14 protein-coding genes are annotated in these 16,820 nt (G+C 64.5%); 6 read left to right on the plus strand and 8 right to left on the minus strand.

What is annotated here, in order from left to right:
- Positions 1–48 precede the first annotated feature (48 nt).
- The 3 genes from AB4037_RS20470 to AB4037_RS20480 form a co-directional block, all read right to left on the minus strand.
- Complete coding sequence (locus tag AB4037_RS20470; protein WP_441772760.1) at positions 49–1,248, minus strand: DUF418 domain-containing protein; 1,200 nt, start codon at positions 1,246–1,248, stop codon at positions 49–51.
- 99 nt (positions 1,249–1,347) lie between these two features.
- Complete coding sequence (locus AB4037_RS20475) at positions 1,348–1,953, minus strand: TetR/AcrR family transcriptional regulator (protein ID WP_441772761.1); 606 nt, start codon at positions 1,951–1,953, stop codon at positions 1,348–1,350.
- Between the two features lie 170 nt (positions 1,954–2,123).
- Positions 2,124–2,723 (minus strand): GNAT family N-acetyltransferase, encoded by a 600-nt coding sequence (locus tag AB4037_RS20480; RefSeq protein ID WP_434955370.1) that lies wholly within the window; start codon positions 2,721–2,723, stop codon positions 2,124–2,126.
- Positions 2,724–3,068: 345 nt separating this feature from the next.
- Between AB4037_RS20480 and AB4037_RS20485 the strand changes: the two genes are divergently transcribed.
- From AB4037_RS20485 to AB4037_RS20500, 4 genes are all read left to right on the plus strand, one after another.
- On the plus strand, positions 3,069–4,373 hold the full coding sequence (locus tag AB4037_RS20485; protein ID WP_441772762.1) for an extracellular solute-binding protein: 1,305 nt from the start codon (positions 3,069–3,071) through the stop codon (positions 4,371–4,373).
- Positions 4,374–4,673: 300 nt separating this feature from the next.
- Positions 4,674–5,552 carry a carbohydrate ABC transporter permease gene (locus tag AB4037_RS20490; RefSeq protein WP_441772763.1) on the plus strand — a complete coding sequence of 293 codons (879 nt, stop codon included), beginning with the start codon at positions 4,674–4,676 and terminating at the stop codon, positions 5,550–5,552.
- Positions 5,552–6,385 carry a carbohydrate ABC transporter permease gene (locus AB4037_RS20495; RefSeq protein ID WP_441772764.1) on the plus strand — a complete coding sequence of 278 codons (834 nt, stop codon included), beginning with the start codon at positions 5,552–5,554 and terminating at the stop codon, positions 6,383–6,385. The genes AB4037_RS20490 and AB4037_RS20495 overlap by 1 nt, the downstream gene beginning before the upstream one ends.
- A 104-nt stretch (positions 6,386–6,489) precedes the next feature.
- Complete coding sequence (locus AB4037_RS20500; protein WP_441772765.1) at positions 6,490–7,641, plus strand: Gfo/Idh/MocA family protein; 1,152 nt, start codon at positions 6,490–6,492, stop codon at positions 7,639–7,641.
- Positions 7,642–8,042: 401 nt separating this feature from the next.
- On the opposite strand, the gene AB4037_RS20505 is transcribed toward AB4037_RS20500, so the two are convergent.
- Genes AB4037_RS20505 through AB4037_RS20515 form a run of 3 tightly spaced genes read right to left on the minus strand, consistent with a single transcriptional unit; the run spans position 8,043 to position 10,267 of the window.
- Positions 8,043–8,741: a TPM domain-containing protein gene (locus AB4037_RS20505; protein ID WP_441772766.1), complete on the minus strand. Its 699-nt coding sequence runs from the start codon at positions 8,739–8,741 to the stop codon at positions 8,043–8,045.
- A 1-nt stretch (position 8,742) separates the two neighbouring features.
- A complete protein-coding gene (locus AB4037_RS20510) occupies positions 8,743–9,651 on the minus strand; it encodes a TPM domain-containing protein (RefSeq protein WP_441772767.1) in 909 nt (302 codons plus the stop codon).
- A gap of 13 nt (positions 9,652–9,664) precedes the next feature.
- Positions 9,665–10,267 (minus strand): LemA family protein, encoded by a 603-nt coding sequence (locus AB4037_RS20515; RefSeq protein ID WP_434955377.1) that lies wholly within the window; start codon positions 10,265–10,267, stop codon positions 9,665–9,667.
- A 187-nt stretch (positions 10,268–10,454) separates the two neighbouring features.
- Between AB4037_RS20515 and AB4037_RS20520 the strand changes: the two genes are divergently transcribed.
- A complete protein-coding gene (locus AB4037_RS20520) occupies positions 10,455–11,615 on the plus strand; it encodes a S8 family peptidase (protein ID WP_441772768.1) in 1,161 nt (386 codons plus the stop codon).
- Positions 11,616–11,628: 13 nt separating this feature from the next.
- Here the strand turns inward: AB4037_RS20520 and AB4037_RS20525 are convergent, their stop codons facing one another.
- Positions 11,629–12,636, minus strand: a complete 1,008-nt coding sequence (locus AB4037_RS20525) for a nodulation protein NodZ (protein ID WP_441772769.1) — start codon at positions 12,634–12,636, stop codon at positions 11,629–11,631.
- A 9-nt stretch (positions 12,637–12,645) separates the two neighbouring features.
- Positions 12,646–15,312 carry a pyruvate, phosphate dikinase gene (gene ppdK, locus AB4037_RS20530; RefSeq protein WP_441772770.1) on the minus strand — a complete coding sequence of 889 codons (2,667 nt, stop codon included), beginning with the start codon at positions 15,310–15,312 and terminating at the stop codon, positions 12,646–12,648.
- Between the two features lie 410 nt (positions 15,313–15,722).
- Between ppdK and acuI the strand changes: the two genes are divergently transcribed.
- Complete coding sequence (acuI, locus tag AB4037_RS20535; RefSeq protein WP_434955381.1) at positions 15,723–16,709, plus strand: acrylyl-CoA reductase (NADPH); 987 nt, start codon at positions 15,723–15,725, stop codon at positions 16,707–16,709.
- Positions 16,710–16,820: the final 111 nt, after the last annotated feature.

Consider the following 16,820-nt stretch of genomic DNA (forward strand, 5'->3'; position numbering starts at 1 on the left):
GGTAAAACGGAAGAGGCCTGATGGGAAGCCGGAAAGACGCTACGTCAGCTATGCGCTCCTCACCGGCACGGCCCGCCAGTTCGGCAACGCGGCGATGGTGAGCGCCCTCAGCAGCCATTCCAGCGGACCATAGGCGTGGTGGCGCAGCCACCAGGCGCTGAAGGCAAGCTGGAAGAGATAGAGCACGGCGGCGATCGCCAGCACGCCCAGGGCCGGTAGCTGGCCGACCAGGCCGAGGCCATAGGCGGTGAAGATCAGCGAGCAGGCGAGCGACTGGCTGAGATAGTTCGACAGGGCCATCCGTCCGGCAGGCGCGAGGACGGCCGCGAGGCGCATGCCGACCGTGGTGCGGAACAGCAGCATGGCTGCCGCGATATAGCCGCCGGCGAGAAAGGGGCCGGTCAGGATGCCGGCCGCCAGGCCCAGAACTTCCCAGCCGGTGCCGGGCAGGGCCATCGAGGTGCAGGTGTAGAAGGCGCTGCCCGGCAGGCCGATCAGCAACGCATGGCGCAGCAGCCGGCGGAGCAGGGGACGGGCCTCCTCGTCCTGCTCGAACAACCGCCGCCGGCCGGCGACGAGGCCGCACAGGAACATGGCGAGGGCCGAGGGCGCCTGGATCAGGCCCAGCAGGACCCAGATTCCGCTGAGTTCCTGCAGATGGGCGCCGATCACGGTGCCGGGCGTGCCGGCATAGGCGGCGAGGGCCGCTGCCGCCTCGGCATGGACGGTGAGGGGATCGACGGCCTCGCCCGCCAGCAATTGCAGCCCGCCGAGCGCTGCCCAGACCAGGCCGGTCGCCGCAATCAGCCAGGCAGCGAGGCGCATGGCACCCCGATCGCTGCAATGCCGCAGCATCAGCAGGATGACGCCGAGCACGGCATAGGTGGTGAGGATGTCGCCATGGAACAGCAACACGGCATGGGTGAGGCCGATCAGCCACAGGCCGATCTGGCGGCGCAGCATGCGCGGCACCAGCGGTTCCCCGGCCCGCTCGGCCGAGCGCATCTGCAGCGTGAAGCTGTAGCCGAACAGGAAGGAGAACAGCAGGTAGAACTTGGTCTCGAAGACGAAGGAGACCAGGCCTTCCACCAGGCGTCCGGTCAGGCTGGTGAAGGCTGGATCGGTGACGCCGCGCCCGTAATAGACCGAGGCGAAGGCGGTGATGTTGACGACAAGGATGCCGAAGAGGGCGAAGCCGCGCAGGGCGTCGACATTGGCGAGACGGGCGAGGGTGGTGGAGCGGCTCATGGCTGGCTGACCAATGGTGCATATTAATTAATAGACTAGTCGATCTAATAATTGGTGCCAATTGCGGATTTTTCAAGGTGGCTGGTCAGACCGATATCGTCAGGTCACGACGCCCGGGCGCAGGAAACGCGTGAGCAGCAGTTGCAGCACGTCCCGCTGGCGGTGAAGCTCGAAGCCCGGATCCACCGCGAAGCGATTGAAGATGCCGTCGATCAGGGCGGCGATCCAGCGGGCGCCATCGGCCGGCGCCAGGGTCGGATCGACCTGTCCGCGCGCCACCGCATTGCGCAGAAGCATCCTGAGCGAATCCTGCAACGCCTGGTCATTGGCGGCGACTAGGGCGCCGATCTCGGCATCGCGCAGGGCTTCGGCAGCGATTTCGAGCTGCAGCCTGAGATAGGTCTTGTTGCTGCCGAGTTCGAGAATCAGGCCCATGAATTCAAGCAGTTCCGCGAACAGGTCCTGCGCCCGCTGGATCCGATCGAAATGAACCTTGGTCTGCCGTCCCTCCTCCTCGACGATGGCGGCGATGATGGCCTTCTTGTTCGCGAAATAGTGGAAGAGGTTGCCCGGACTCATGCCGGCCTCGGCGCAGATCTCGGCCGTCGAGGTCTGGTGGAAGCCCTTGCGGGAAAAGCAGGCGATCGCCGCATCGAGGATATGGCGGCGCTTGGCCTCGTATTTCTTCGGATCGACCTTGCGCATCGCCTGTCCGCTCAAAGATAAATGGATTGGTCGATCGAAGAATAAGCCTGCCGCAGCCCGACGCAACACGCATGGGCGGTACCTGATCTCGCGAGTGCAAAAAAGGACGCAATCGTAAGGTCTTGCAGGGATTTTCCGCCAAGTGACTCGAGAGACGGCTCGAAGCGTTCCTACAGTTTCATGCCCATATAGATGCTTGCCGGCCGCGCGATTTCCCGAAAACCCAGCTTCTCGTAGAAGCCGAGCACCTTGGCGTTGCCGGCGCTGACGCCCAGATGCAGGCCCGGCACGCCCTTGGCCCTGAGAGCCGCGAGTTCGGTCTCGACCAGGCGGCGGCCCCAGCCGCTGCTTTGGAACGGCGGCAGCAGATTGATATGGAGATGGGCCGGATAGCCGGCGAGCATGGCTGGATCCTTGCGCTCTGGGCGGCGGATCAGCGACAGCACCCGTTCGTCACTGGCCTTGCTGGGCGTGATGCCGGCGACCTGCAGGCGCACCCGCGGCCACCACTCGCTATCCAGCCGGTCGGCAAAGGCATCGGTATCGGGCGCGGCCACGACATAGCCCACGGCTCCGCTCCCTGCGTCGAGCACGAAGGCGAAGTCGGGTGCCAGGACCTGGTAGGGCACGGCCCAGATGAAGCCGGGCAGGCGCGGCTCGGAATAGAGATGGCTGGCGTCCGAACCATTGTCGGCCGTCCGCAGGCAGATCTCGTAGAGGGCAGGGCGGTCGGCCTCGGTGGCGGGACGGATGACGGCAGTGTCGGCCAAGAAGGGGCTCCGTGCAGAACGCGAGGAAGGAAGAGCCGGGAGGAAACCCTCACCAGCCCTGCCGATCATGGGGGACTGCCGTTTCAAGCGGAGCCCGCCTGTACGTCGTCTCCCCGAAACTTGGCCGATGCTGAAACGCCAGCCATTTCAGCACTATCGTCTTACCAATGAACAATTGCAACTTGCCAACCGCCTGCTTCCCCGTGATGGTAGCGCCAACGAAGAAAGGGCGCGGCCGTTCGCACATCCAAGTCGGACCGGTGACCGGCGCCCAACATAGCGCAACGCAGAGAGGGACCACCGATGTTGCGGACTGGGACGTCTTCTTTGAGAACCGATACTCTATTGCGTCGGCTTTTGCCTTGCCTGGCAGTCGCCACCCTGTGGTGGGGAAGTACCCTCCACGGCGCGGGAGCACAGACGCTGACCGTCTGGGACGATCAGGCCCTGCCTTCCCAGGCCAAGGTCATCTCGGAGATCAACGCCAAATTCGAGGCGGCCCATCCCGGGGTGAAGATCGCCCGCACGGCGCGCACTTTCGAGGATCTGGGCCTGACGCTCAAGCTGACCCTCTCCTCCGGAGGCGGGCCGGCGGTCACCAAGGCCAATCAGGGCGCGCAGCAGATGGGGGCCCTGGTCAAGGAGAAGCTGCTGCTGCCCATCGACGTCTATATCGCCAAATATGGCTGGGACAAGAAGCAGTCCGACGGCGTGCTGGCGCGCGACCGCTGGTCGGACAAGGGTGAGTTCGGCACTGGGCCGACTTACGGCATCTCCGCCCTCGGCGAACTGGTCGGCCTTTACTACAACGCCAAGGTGCTGAAGGAAGCCGGCATCGACAAGCCGCCGGCAACCCTGGACGAACTCGCCAAGGATGTGGAGGCGCTGAAGGCCAAGGGCGCCGTGCCCTTCACCATCGGCACCACCAAGGGCGACATGGCCCTGCACATGTTTGCTTCCCTGTCGCAGGCCATGATCGGCGCCGCCGACCGCAAGAGCCTCGACGATCTCGTCTATGGCCGGGGCGGCAGCTGGAACACGCCCGGCAATGTCGCCGCCGCCAAGCAGGTTCAGGATTGGGCCAATGGCGGGGCCTTCAACGAGGGTTTCCAGGGCATCGCGGATGACGATGCGGTGCAGCTCTTCGTGGGCGGGCAGGGCGCTTTTCTGATCAGCGGCACCTGGCGGCTCGGCGACATGCAGGCCAATCCTGACATCCACTTCATGGCACTGCCGCCCGCAGCCAGCGTGAAGGACCCGCTCATTGTCGGCGGCGTCGAGCTGGCCTGGACCATCACGGCACTCGCCAAGGACAAGGCGACGCAGGACCTTGCCGGCGACTATATCAACTATCTCCTGTCCGATGATGCGGCGGCGGCCTGGGCGGCGGCCGGCTATCTGCCGGTGGCGGCCCTCGAAAAACCCGACAAGGTCCAGATCCCCGCCTTGCTCGGCGAGACCATCAAGGTGTGGAATACGGTGAATGCCGCCAATGCTCTTGGCCACTATCCCGATTGGGCCAGCCCCACCATGCTGAAGACCTTAACCGATGGCCTGACCCGGGTGATTGCCAAGGAGGATACGCCGGAAGTCTTCATTGCTGCCGTCGACAAGGACTATCAGGGCTATATGGCCAGCCAGAAGAAATAAGGGACACAAGGCTCGTTCACGCCGCGTGACCTTGCCGCAGAAGGCACGACTTGCCCTCTCCGCGAAGCGGAGGGGGGCGAGCGAAGCGAGGTCGGGTGAGGTGCGGCGGGCAGCGAATGGCCTTTGAAGGCTTGCACGACGGTCGTGCAAGACTATCGCGCTGAGCGGGGTGCCCGCCACAACACATCCGTCACGACTTCGTCGTGAACAGCCATATCTTCTTTTCGAAGATATGGCGGCCTTCCCCATTTCGTGGAGAGGGCTTCTCGCGCCTCTCAGGATCGGATCCGAGACAGCTCCATGCTCGACGCCTCCAAATATCGTAATCTTCTCTATGTATTGCCGTCGCTCTTGATTTATGGCGCCTTCGTGCTGGTGCCGATCCTCAGCTCCATCGTCCTTGGTTTTACCGCCTGGGGCGGCATCAGCGCCCCGCGCTTCGTCGGCCTGGAGAACTATATCGCGCTGTTCTCCGATCCGGTGTTCTACATCGCGCTCAAGAACAACCTTGTTTTGCTGATCTTCTATGTGGCGTTGCCCCTGCTGCTCGGCCTGGTGATGGCCGCCGTCGTCACCTCGATCCGTTCGCGCGAGCAGCTCGTCCTGCGCACGCTCTATTTCATGCCCTATGTGATGCCCACCGCGGTGCTCGGCATCATCTGGCGCTGGCTCTACAATCCCGCCTTCGGACCGTTGAACCAGGCCCTGAAGGCGATCGGCCTCAAATCGCTCGCTTTGCCCTGGCTCGGCAGCTTTACCTTCGCCTTGCCGGCCGTCGGTCTCGTCGCCACCTGGTATTATGCCGGCTTCTGCATGGCCATCTTCATGTCTGGCCTGCAGCGCATCGAGCCCTCGCTCTACGAGGCCGCCAAGGTCGATGGCGCCACGCCCGTGCAGTCCTTCCGCCACATCAGCGTGCCCTCGCTGCTGCCGGAAGTGCGCATCGTTCTGCTTTTGACCATCATCTTCTCGATCAAGAGTTTCGACCTCGTCTTCACCATGACGCGAGGCGCCCCCGCCAATGCGACCTTGGTGCCCAATCTCTACATGTATCAGCTCGGCTTCGATCTCGGACGCTACGGCTACGCTTCGGCGGTGGCGGTGGTCGGGGCGATTCTGATTTTCTTGGTGAACGGCGTGATCCATCGCTTCATGCCCGAGCGGGAGAGGGAGCGCTGATGGCCGCTTCTTCGCGCACGGCGCCTGCCTTGCTGCCGCTTCGGGCTCTCATGTGGCTGTTTGCCCTGCTCACCGTCTCGCCCTTCGCGCTCTTGGTGCTGACCTCGCTCAAGAGCCAGAAGGACGTCCTGGCAGGCGCCTTCGCCCTGCCGCAGCAACTGCATTTCGAGAATTTCGCCAGGGCCTGGGTGGACGGGCATTTCGACACCTATTTCCTCAATTCCATCCTGGTGGTGGTGCCGGTGGTCGGCATTTCCGTCATGCTCGGCATTCTCTCGGGCTTTGCCTTCGCCTTTCTCACACTGCCGCTCAAGCGCACGTTCTTCGTGATGCTGACGATCGGCATGATGGTGCCGACCGAGGCCTTCATCATTCCGTTGTTCCATGAGTTTCGCTGGCTCGGTCTGCTCAATACCTATTGGGCGCTCATCCTGCCGCAGATCGGCATGTCGATCCCCTTCGCGACCCTGTTCATGGCGAGCGCCATGCGGCAATTGCCGATCGAGCTCGTCGATGCGGCCGTGATCGATGGCGCCACGCGGCTACAGGTGCTGCGCCACGTCATCCTGCCCTTGATGAAGCCGGCGATGTCGACGCTTGCGCTCTTCCTGTTCATCTGGACCTGGAACGAATTCCTGATCCCGCTGATCCTGGTCAACAATGACGAAGTGCGCACGCTGCCGATCGGCATGCTGTTCTTCCAGGGCCGGTATATCGTCGATATTCCGACCCTGACGGCAGGCGCAGTGATCATCGTGGCGCCCATCATCGTGGTCTATCTGATCTTCCAGCGCAATTTCATCCACGGCCTCACGGCCGGAGCGGTGAAATGAGGCACCTCCAGGCTGTGGGCGAACTGTTCATGCCACCAAGGATGTGTTCAATCGGTCGCGGAAGCCCTGTAGGAATTGTCTGAACAGTGATGGAGCAAGGTAGGATGAAGGTCGGCATTATCGGGCTCGGCTATCGCATGGGCTATCTCGCCCGCATCTTCAGCTTGATGGTGCCGGGCTTCACCGTGGTGGGCTATGTCGACCCGGCACCGGCGGGCCTGGGCTACATGAAGGAGCATGGCATCGAGGCGGGGCGGGTTCATGACAGCCCCCAGGCCTTGCTCACCGCCGAAAAGCTCGACCTTTTGATGGTCGGCTCCCCCAATGCGATGCATCTCGGCCATATCCAGGTTGGGCTTGAGCATGGCGTAAAGGTCTTCGCCGAAAAGCCGGTGGTGACCTCGCAGGAGGACACCTTCAAGCTGCTCGAACTCCTGCGCATCCACGGCACCGACAGCGTGATGGTCGGCCTGGTGCTGCGCTATGCCTCGCTCTATCGCGATCTCACCCGCATGCGGGACGAGGGCGTGCTGGGCGACATCGTCTCGATCGAGGCGTCCGAGCATCTGGCGCCCTATCATGGCGCCTTCTTCATGCGGGACTGGCGGCGCTACCAGCATTATTCCGGTGGTTTCATGCTGGAAAAATGCTGCCACGACATCGACCTCTACCAGGGCCTGGTCGGCTCTCGCCCGGTGCGGGTGGCAAGTTTTGGCGGCCGCCGCACCTTCCTGCCGGGCAATGCCCCGAATGCCCAGGGCATCAACGATCTCGAAGTCTATCATCGCAAGCCGAGCGGCTGGCTGAGTACGGACAAGGTGTTCGACTCCGATGCCGACATCATCGACTTCCAGGTGGCGATCGTCGAATTCGAGAACGGCGTCGCGCTCAACTTTCACACCAATATCAACGTACCCGACGAGTTCCGGCGCTTCTGCGTGATCGGTTCGAAGGGCATGGCGGAAGGGGACTTCGTGCGCAATTACTTCCGGGTGCACGACGCCCGCACTTCGGAAAAGCTGGTCGACAAGACCTACGAGATGACGGAGCTTTCGGCCCATTACGGCGCGGACGAGCAGATGGCCGCCGATATTGGCAAGCATCTGATCGAAGGCGCTCCGCTGCCGGTCTCGGTGGTGGACGCGCTCGCGGCGGGCCTGACCGCCATCAAGATGGACGAGGCCCGAGCCAGCCGAGCCGTACTCGACCTCACCGACAGTTGGCGCCGCTTCGACGAGGCGCTGACCGGCGGATAATACCGGGCCTTCGAAGAGCTATTTTCTGGGATCGCAGGCATCCTTGCCCATAGGCGCTAACTTTGCGGACAAAGGCTCAGGTTCTTACCCTCCCCTGGAGGGGGAGGGTCGACACACAGTGTCGGGGTGGGGTGATTTCTTGGCAGAAAAAGCAGTCATATCAACGAAAAATTGCGCAATTTCACCCCACCCCGGCCTTCCAGGCCGACCCCAGGCCATTCCAAGAGGAATGGCCGATCCCTCCAGGGGAGGGTAAGAAATTGGCGCTCGCCGGATTTAAGTCAGCGCTCGTGGGCATCCTTGACGGCTCTTCCCATTCATCCGCCGAATCGCTTCCAAGAGCAGGCAGAAATGCCTGTGATCCCAGGAAGAGTCGGCTTCAATCCGACCTGGTATGAGCCCTAAAGTTCCACCACGCGGTTCGGCAATTGGTTCCGCGGCTGGCTCTCGGGCGGGAAATGCTGTGCCAGCAGGCCCCCGCATTGGCCGATAGCGGCAATCAGGCCGTCGGCGAGACGCCCGGTCGCGGCAGCCTTGGTCAAGTCGGTGACCGTATCGTCCCAGACCTGTTGCTCGACCTTGGCATTGATGCCCTCGTCGGCGATCAGTACGGCCTGCCGCTCGGCCATAGCGATGAAGATGAGGAGGCCGGTGCGGTCGGCGGTCTGCTGCAGGCCCTGGGCCAGGAATTGGCTGTGGGCCGTCAGCATCACCTTGTGGCGGCGCATGGGCGACGGCGCAAACCAGAGCCGCACGCGCCGCGGCCAGCTCAAGGCCGTCACCACCGTGAAGACGGCGATCTGGATCAGGCTGAGAGTGAGCAAGCCCTTCCTGAGGCCGGAAACCATGTCGACCTGGCTGAAATTGCCGCTGCTCCAGTCCGCTCCGAACAGCGAGGCGTGCAGCAACCCGGATGCCAGCAGACCGATCAGGACCGGAGTAAGGAGCACCGCCACCGCGCCCAGGGTCACCGGAATCCAGCGATAGCTCGCCACGGCATGGCTGACGACGCAGTAGATCTCGCCGGAAGTGTTCGTTTCCGCCGCGGTGATGGCCGCCGCAATGCGCCGGTGATCGTCTTGGGTCAGCACCCGGGTCATCTCACCAGCTCCCACTCGAACCGCCGCCGCCGAAGGAGCCGCCGCCGCCCGAAAAGCCGCCGCCGGACGATCCTCCCCCACCGCCCCAGCTCGAACCGCCGCCCCAGCCCGACGAGGTCGGGATGAAGATGGGGCCGGAGCCGCGCCGCCTGGCGCCCGGTCCACGGGGGCCACCGCGGAAGGTATCGATCCAGCCGGAGGCGATCACGAAGATAAAGAACAGGATGAAGAGAATCACGAGGACGGTTTGCGGGTCGAAGCCGTCGTCGCTGCGGGCACCATCCTTGGCCCGCTGCTTCCATTCGCTCTCATTGTTGAGCAGCACGTCCTCGATGGCGGCGACACCGGCCGTGATGCCGGCGGGCATGTCGCCGGCCTTGAATTGGGGCAGGATGGCCTGCTGGATGACCACGCTGGAGAGCGCGTCGGTCAGCGTGCCTTCCAGCCCATAGCCGACCTCGATGCGTACCTTGCGTTCAGTGGGGGCGACGATGAGCAGCACGCCATTGTTGAGCTTGCCCTGGCCGATGCCCCAATGACGGCCGAGCTGATAGCCGTAATCGGCGATTTCCAGGCCTTCCAGGCTCTTGAGGGTGACGACGACGAGTTGGTCGCTCGATTTGTCCTCCAGCGCTTTCAGGGACTGTTCGAGGCTGGCGCGCTCGCCGGCGGGAATGATGCCCGCCTGGTCGACCACGCGATCCGTCAGCGCGGGAAAGTCGAGGGCGAGAGCCGGAGAGACGAGGAAGAGAAGCAGAAGGGCGAGCGCAGCAAAGAACGGTGTGCCGGTCTTCTCATCTCCATCGCGAGATGGAGGCGGACCGGCATGTCCCGTCTTTGCTGCCGGTCCCGCTCCATCTCGCGATGGAGATGGGAAGACCAGCACACCCAGGGATGCGCGTCCATTCATGCCGATTGCGGCCTCAGTTGAAGTTCACCTTGGGAGCCGCCTGGTTTTCCGGCGCGGCGCTGAAGGTCTCCATCGGCTTGGTGCCGCTGTAGAAGATCGCCTTGTAGATGCTCTGCGGGAAGGTGCGCAGGTCGGTGTTGAAGACCCGGACCGCCTCGATATAGTCCTTGCGCGCCACGGCGATGCGGTTCTCGGTGCCTTCGAGCTGCGATTGCAGCGACAGGAAGTTCTGGTTCGATTTCAGGTCCGGATAGGCTTCCCGCAAGGCGATCAGGCGGCCGAGAGCACCGGACAGGCCCTGCTGAGCCTCCTGGAACTGCTTGAACTTGTCGGGATCGGTGATCGTGCTGGCATCGATCTTCACGCTCGTCGCCTTGGCGCGGGCCTCGACCACTTCGGTCAGCACCTTTTCTTCCTGCTTGGCATAGCCCTTCACGGTTTCGACCAGGTTGGGCACGAGATCGGCGCGGCGCTGATACTGGTTCTGCACTTCGCTCCAGGCGGCCTTGGCCTTTTCCTCGTCGGTGGGAATGGTGTTGATGCCGCCGCTGACCACCAGCCCGACGACAACCACGATGACGGCAATGATCGCAAGAATTCGTGCCAGTCCCGACATGCAAGGGCCCCCTTTGTCGCGCCGACGATGAGCCGGCCATCATGTCCTTATATCGACGCGACCGGCAGGGGCAAAGCATCCCGAAAAACAGCCCACAGGCCCGTCGGGCGTTGTCACGGCGTGATAACGCCCGCTGTTGCATGAGAAGAGCCGGAACGTTCGGCACGACGGCAGGCAGGGGGAAGTCATGAGATCCTATGTCATTCTGCGTCGACCCAAGGCGGACGCGCCCGGTCGAATGGGGCTTGAGAGGCTCCAGCCCAAACCGCCGGAAATCACGGTCGAGAACCTGCCCGACCATGCCCTGCCCGAGCTGGATGCCGATCCCGATACCTCCTATGCCGAGAACATGCCGACGGCGCTGATCGAGCCTCTCGACAGCCCCGCACCGGCAGTGGCCGGCGCGGATTGGGGGATCGCGGCTGTCGGCGCCGATGCCAGCCCCTTTACCGGCGCCGGGGTCACGGTTGCCGTGCTCGATACCGGCATCGATGCGGCCCATCCGGCCTTTGCCGGCGTGACACTGGTCGAGAAGGATTTCACCGGCAGCGGCAATGGCGACGTCAAGGGCCATGGCACCCACTGCGCCGGCACCATTTTTGGCCGCGACGTCGGCGGCCAGCGTATCGGCATTGCGCGCGGTGTCGGCAAGGCCCTGATCGGCAAGGTGCTCCGCAATGATGGCAAGGGCGATTCCGGCATGATCTTCGAAGCCCTGCAATGGGCTCTGAGCGAGAAGGCCGACATCGTCTCCATGTCGCTCGGCTTCGATTTCCCGGGCCTGGTGAAAAACTTGACCTCGGAGGGCTGGGACATCGAACCGGCGACCTCGATGGCACTGGTCGGCTATCGCAGCAATCTGCGCATGCTCGACACCATCATGGCCATGCTCAAGGCCCACGGCGCCCTCGGCACCTCGCCGCTGGTGGTGGCGGCGGCGGGCAATGAGAGCAAGCGGGCGGCCGTGACGCCCTATCGCATCGCCGCATCCCTGCCGGCCGCGGCCGATGGCGTGATAGCGGTGGCTGCGATCGGGCGGGACGCCGACACCTACAAGGTGGCGCCCTTTTCCAACATGCTGGCGGCAGTGGCGGCACCCGGGGTCGACATCACCTCGGCCTGGCCTGGCGGCGGCCTTCATACCATCAGCGGCACCAGCATGGCCTGCCCGCATGTCTCGGGCGTGGCCGCCTTGTGGTGGCAGGCGCTCGAGCAGAAGGGCATCAGCGCCAGTGCCGCCAGCGTCGGCGCCCGTATTCTCGCCAGCGCCCGCCGGAACGTGTTCCCCGCGGATGTCCCCGAGGTCGATATCGGCCAGGGCATGGTCACGGCGCCGCCGGCAAACTGACGGCAGCGCTCGCTCAGACGAGGAGGGCGGGAGACAGCGGATCCGCCCGATCGAAGGGCTGCTGCAAGGCTCCGACCGTTGCCGGGGCGGCGCCTTGCCTCGCCCTCGTGATCGCCGCGTAGAAGGAAAAGAAGCTTCCGGCGGGGTAGCGGATCAGGGCATCGCAGCGGGCCAGCAGCAGCATTTCCACCAGGGCGTCCTCGAAGCCTGCTGCGGCGGCGCCGGGTGCGTGCAATTCCCCGGCGGCGGGCGGGCGATAGGTCTTGGGACGGCAGATCACGCCGGGTACCTGGGCCCTGAAAGCGGTCTCCACCTCGACGCTGTCGGTGCAGAGCAGTACCGGGGCCTCGTGGCCGAGCCTGGCGCGAGCGGCCTCGACGGCCCGCCGGCAGCGCTGGAGGGCGGCGTCGAAGGAATGCCAGGAAGGCGCGTGCCCCATGATGTCGCCGCCATTGCCATGGCGCATGTGCAGGCCGATCACCGGCGCTTGTGGAAGCTGGGTTCGCCGGAAATCCTCGACCGCTGCGGCGATGGCGGGCAGGGGACGCAGGGCTGCGAGACAGGCATGCGCGTCGGCGAAGGGGAAATGCTCGCTCGACAGGCAAGCATGGAAGGCGACCGTCGCGGCTGGAAAATCCTCGCCGGCCAGGATCGCGGCCACCGCCTTGTCCCGTTCCTCGGGATAGGAATCGGTCGGCATCAGCCATGGCATGGCCAGCATGCCCGGCTGTTCCCAGGCAAGCGGATAGGCCGGCCGGGGCAGATCGGCGGTATCGAGCTCGTCGCCCGTGATCAGCGGCACGCCGGCAAGCGTGGGCCCGGCTTCAAAGCAGTGGGTAAAAAGGTTGCCGGCGCCCGGCGCATAGCGGGCGTGGCGCCAGTCGACCACCAGCGTGCGCGCGCTCAGACGCGCGAAACGCCAGGCTGCGCAGAGGCAGACGAGCCGGTCGCCCAATCCCGTCTTGCGCAGCGACAGCGCATAGCGACCGGCATCAGGACGGGCCGAGACGGGATCCGGCACGTTTCCCGTCTATTTCTTGGCCTCGAGCGCGGCCTGTGCGGCTGCCAGTCTGGCGATCGGCACGCGGAAGGGCGAACAGGAGACATAGTCGAGCCCGGTGCGCTCGCAAAAGGCGATCGAGGCCGGGTCGCCGCCATGCTCGCCGCAGATGCCGAGCTTGAGATTGGGCCGCTGCTTGCGGCCACGCTCGACGCCGATCTCCACCAGCGCGCCGACACCCTCCTGGTCGATCGAGACGAAGGGATCGATGGCGAAGATGCCCTTCTGCACATAGGTGCCGAGGAAGGAGGCCGCGTCGTCGCGCGAGATGCCGATCGTGGTCTGCGTCAGGTCGTTGGTGCCGAAGGAGAAGAATTCGGCGCTTTCGGCGATCTCGCCAGCACGGATGGCCGCGCGCGGCAGCTCGATCATGGTGCCGACCTGATAGACCAGCTTGACGCCCTTCTCCTTTTCCACCGCCTGCGCCATGGCATCGATGCGCGCCTTGACGAGGTCGAGTTCGGCTCGCGTCGCCACCAGCGGCACCATGATCTCAGGCGTCACCGGCTGGCCGGTCGAGGCGGCAGCTTCGACCGCCGCCTCGAAGATGGCGCGCGCCTGCATCTCGGCGATTTCCGGGAAGGCGATCGCCAGGCGGCAGCCGCGGAAGCCGAGCATCGGGTTGAACTCGTGCAGTTCCTGGGCGCGGGCCCTGAGCTTGGCGGCCGAGGCTCCCATCGCGGCCGCGACTTCGGCGACCTCGTCTTCCGAATGCGGCAGGAACTCGTGCAGCGGCGGGTCGAGCAGACGGATGGTGACCGGCAGGCCCGACATGATCTCGAAGAGCTGGCGGAAATCCTCGCGCTGCATCGGCAGGAGCTTGGCGAGGGCGGCGCGCCGGCCCTTCTCGTCGTCGGCCAGGATCATCTCGCGCATGGAGACGATGCGGCCCTCGTCGAAGAACATGTGCTCGGTGCGGCACAGGCCAATGCCCTCGGCCCCGAAGCTGCGCGCCTGGCGGGCATCGGCGGGGGTTTCGGCATTGGTGCGTACCTTCATGCGCCTGACGCCGTCGGCCCAGGTCATCAGCTCGGCGAACTCGCCGGAGAGCTCGGGCTGCACCATGGCGATCTTGCCGGCCAGCACCTGTCCCGTCGAGCCGTCAATGGTGATGACGTCGCCCTTCTTGTAGGTCTTGCCACCAGCCACCAGCGTGCCGGTGGCGGTGTCGACGCGGATGCTGCCCGCGCCGGAGACGCAGGGCTTGCCCCAGCCGCGGGCCACCACGGCGGCGTGCGAAGTCATGCCACCGAGACGGGTGAGGATGCCGGAAGCGGCCAGCATGCCCTTGATGTCCTCCGGGCTGGTTTCCTGGCGCACCAGGATGACGGTCTTGCCGGCTGCCTTGCCGGCTTCGGCCTCGTCGGAGGTGAAGACGATCTCGCCGGAGGCCGCGCCAGGGGAGGCTGGCAGGCCGCGCGCGATCTCGATGCGTTCGGCCTTGGGGTCGATGGTGGGGTGGAGAAGCTGGTCGAGGGCGCCCGGGTCGATGCGGCCGACGGCCTCTTCCTGCGTGATCAGGCCTTCCTTGGCCATTTCAACCGCGATGCGCAGCGAGGCCTTGGCCGTGCGCTTGCCGGAACGCGTCTGCAGCATCCACAGCTTGTTGTCCTCGACCGTGAACTCGATGTCCTGCATGTCGCGGTAGTGCTTCTCGAGCACCTTGGTGATGCCGACGAATTCGGCGAAAGCTGCGGGCATCGCCTCTTCCATCGAGGGCTTGTTCGAGGCGCCTGCCTGCGCGGCGGCCTTGGAGATCGGCTGCGGCGTGCGGATGCCGGCCACCACGTCCTCGCCCTGGGCGTTGATCAGGAACTCGCCATAGAGTGCGTGCTCGCCGGTGGACGGGTTACGGGTGAAGGCGACGCCGGTGGCTGAGGTATCACCGCGATTGCCGAACACCATGGCCTGCACATTGACGGCCGTGCCCCATTCGGCGGGGATGGCGTGCAGCGAGCGATAAGTGATGGCGCGCGCGTTCATCCAGGAAGCGAAGACAGCGCCGACAGCGCCCCAGAGCTGTTCCTGCGGATCCTCGGGGAAGGGCTTGCCGAGCTCTTCGAGCACCAGAGCCTTGTATTGGCCGACCAGTATCTTCCAGTCCGCGGCCTGGAGGTCGGTGTCGAGCACATAACCCTTGCGCTCCTTATAGGTGTCGAGGATCTCCTCGAAATGGCCGTGGTCGACGCCGAGCACCACGTCCGAGAACATGGTGATGAAGCGCCGGTAGGAATCCCAGGCGAAGCGCTCATTGTTGGAGGCCGCCGCCACCGCAGCGACCGTGGTGTCGTTGAGGCCGAGATTGAGCACCGTATCCATCATGCCCGGCATCGAGGCGCGCGCGCCCGAGCGCACCGAGACCAGCAGCGGATTCTCGGCATCGCCGAAGGCCTTACCGGTGATGCGGCCGATCTCGGCCAGGGCCGTTTCGACCTGGCGCTTCAGCTCCGGCGGGTAGCTGCGGTCATTGGCGTAATAATAGGTGCAGACTTCGGTGGTGACGGTGAAACCGGGCGGCACCGGCAGGCCCAGATTCGACATCTCCGCCAGGTTGGCGCCCTTGCCGCCCAGCAGGTTCTTCATGCTCTGTTCGCCTTCGGCCTTGCCGTCGCCGAACCCATACACCCACTTCGTCATTGCACTTCCTCAGTGATTTCGGATTGGCCGATTGCGCCGGCACGTATTTGGCGCAGAGCCTTTCCACAGCCGGCCGATAAATTCAATTCTTCAAACGTCTAAATCGATAGGTTGGACGGATAACAAAATGTGTCAGAGTGTAATAATTGCGCGTGATCCCGCTTTTGTCTGAAGAACGGGCACGTCTAGAGCGCGATATGTCTGATTAATCGAGCCGAATCGTTGAAGATGGCGGGGAGACAGTATCAGGGACCGCTGTCTTCCGGCCGGCCCTTCCTCTACAACCAGCGTTGCGTTTCCAGGAGCCGGCTGGAAGCCAGCGGTCCCAGCAAGGCTCTGCGGCCATTTTTCCCCTTGCCTTAACCGGCCCGGGCCTCGAAAACGCCAGTATACCAATTGCAGGAGCGTGCATGTCGACTTTCAAGGCTCTCGTCGTCACCAAGCCCGATAGCGGCTATGCCTGCAACTTCGCCGAGTTCGACGAGCGCGATCTCATGGACGGCGATGTCACAGTGCGCGTCACCCACTCGACCGTCAACTACAAGGATGGCCTAGCCATTACCGGCAAGGGACCGGTGGTACGGCGCTTTCCGATGATTCCGGGGGTCGATTTCGCCGGCGAGGTGATCGCCACTTCCAGCAAGGACTGGGATCCCGGCGACCATGTCATCCTCAATGGCTGGGGCGTGGGCGAGACCCATCTCGGTGGTTATGCCGAGCGGGCCCGCGTCAAGGGCGAGTGGCTGGTACGGGTGCCCTATGGCATGACCCATGCGCAGGCGATGGCTGTTGGCACCGCCGGCTACACCGCCATGCTCAGCCTGATGGCGCTGGAGGCTCATGCCATCACGCCTTCGCGCGGGCCGGTGCTGGTGACCGGGGCTGCCGGCGGCGTGGGTTCCACGGCAGTCGCTTTGCTGGCTCGGGCCGGCTACAGCGTGATTGCCTCCACCGGGCGGCCTGAAGAAGCCGACTATCTCAAGAATCTCGGTGCCGCCGAGGTGATCGATCGTGCCGAGCTGACCGGGCCCGCGCGCCCCCTCGGGAAGGAGCGCTTTGCCGGCGCGGTCGATACGGTCGGCTCGCTTACCCTCGCCAATGTGCTGTCGCAGATCAAATATGGCGGTGCCGTCGCCGCCTGCGGCCTTGCCGGCGGGGCCGACCTGCCGTCCAGCGTGATGCCCTTCATCCTGCGCGGGGTCTCGCTGCTCGGCATCGATTCGGTGCAATGCCCCCAGGTCGTCCGCCAGGAGGCCTGGCGCCGCCTCGCCAACGAACTCGACCGCGACAAGCTCGATGCGATGACGAGTTCGATCCCCTTCGACGAGGTCCGCGAAACCGCCGCCAACATTCTGGAAGGTAAGGTGCGCGGCCGGGTCGTGGTGGAGATCGGCTGACGGTTCGGCAAAGGTCCGATGCGGTATAGCTTGCACGACCTTTGTCATTGCCGGGCTTGACCCGGCAACCCAGCTTCAGCCGCCGAACCGCTGGATGCCCGGGTCGAGGCC

Source organism: Labrys sp. KB_33_2, assembly GCF_052114505.1.
Classification (GTDB): domain Bacteria; phylum Pseudomonadota; class Alphaproteobacteria; order Rhizobiales; family Labraceae; genus Labrys.

What these genes read in the sequence shown, in the direction of transcription:
- AB4037_RS20470 (WP_441772760.1), bottom strand. Translation starts at nt 1,248, where the DNA reads ATGAGCCGCTCCACCACCCTCGCCCGTCTCGCCAATGTCGACGCCCTG.
- AB4037_RS20475 (WP_441772761.1), bottom strand. Translation starts at nt 1,953, where the DNA reads ATGCGCAAGGTCGATCCGAAGAAATACGAGGCCAAGCGCCGCCATATC.
- AB4037_RS20490 (WP_441772763.1), top strand. Translation starts at nt 4,674, where the DNA reads ATGCTCGACGCCTCCAAATATCGTAATCTTCTCTATGTATTGCCGTCG.
- AB4037_RS20495 (WP_441772764.1), top strand. Translation starts at nt 5,552, where the DNA reads ATGGCCGCTTCTTCGCGCACGGCGCCTGCCTTGCTGCCGCTTCGGGCT.
- AB4037_RS20500 (WP_441772765.1), top strand. Translation starts at nt 6,490, where the DNA reads ATGAAGGTCGGCATTATCGGGCTCGGCTATCGCATGGGCTATCTCGCC.
- AB4037_RS20505 (WP_441772766.1), bottom strand. Translation starts at nt 8,741, where the DNA reads ATGACCCGGGTGCTGACCCAAGACGATCACCGGCGCATTGCGGCGGCC.
- AB4037_RS20510 (WP_441772767.1), bottom strand. Translation starts at nt 9,651, where the DNA reads ATGAATGGACGCGCATCCCTGGGTGTGCTGGTCTTCCCATCTCCATCG.
- AB4037_RS20515 (WP_434955377.1), bottom strand. Translation starts at nt 10,267, where the DNA reads ATGTCGGGACTGGCACGAATTCTTGCGATCATTGCCGTCATCGTGGTT.
- AB4037_RS20520 (WP_441772768.1), top strand. Translation starts at nt 10,455, where the DNA reads ATGAGATCCTATGTCATTCTGCGTCGACCCAAGGCGGACGCGCCCGGT.
- ppdK (WP_441772770.1), bottom strand. Translation starts at nt 15,312, where the DNA reads ATGACGAAGTGGGTGTATGGGTTCGGCGACGGCAAGGCCGAAGGCGAA.
- acuI (WP_434955381.1), top strand. Translation starts at nt 15,723, where the DNA reads ATGTCGACTTTCAAGGCTCTCGTCGTCACCAAGCCCGATAGCGGCTAT.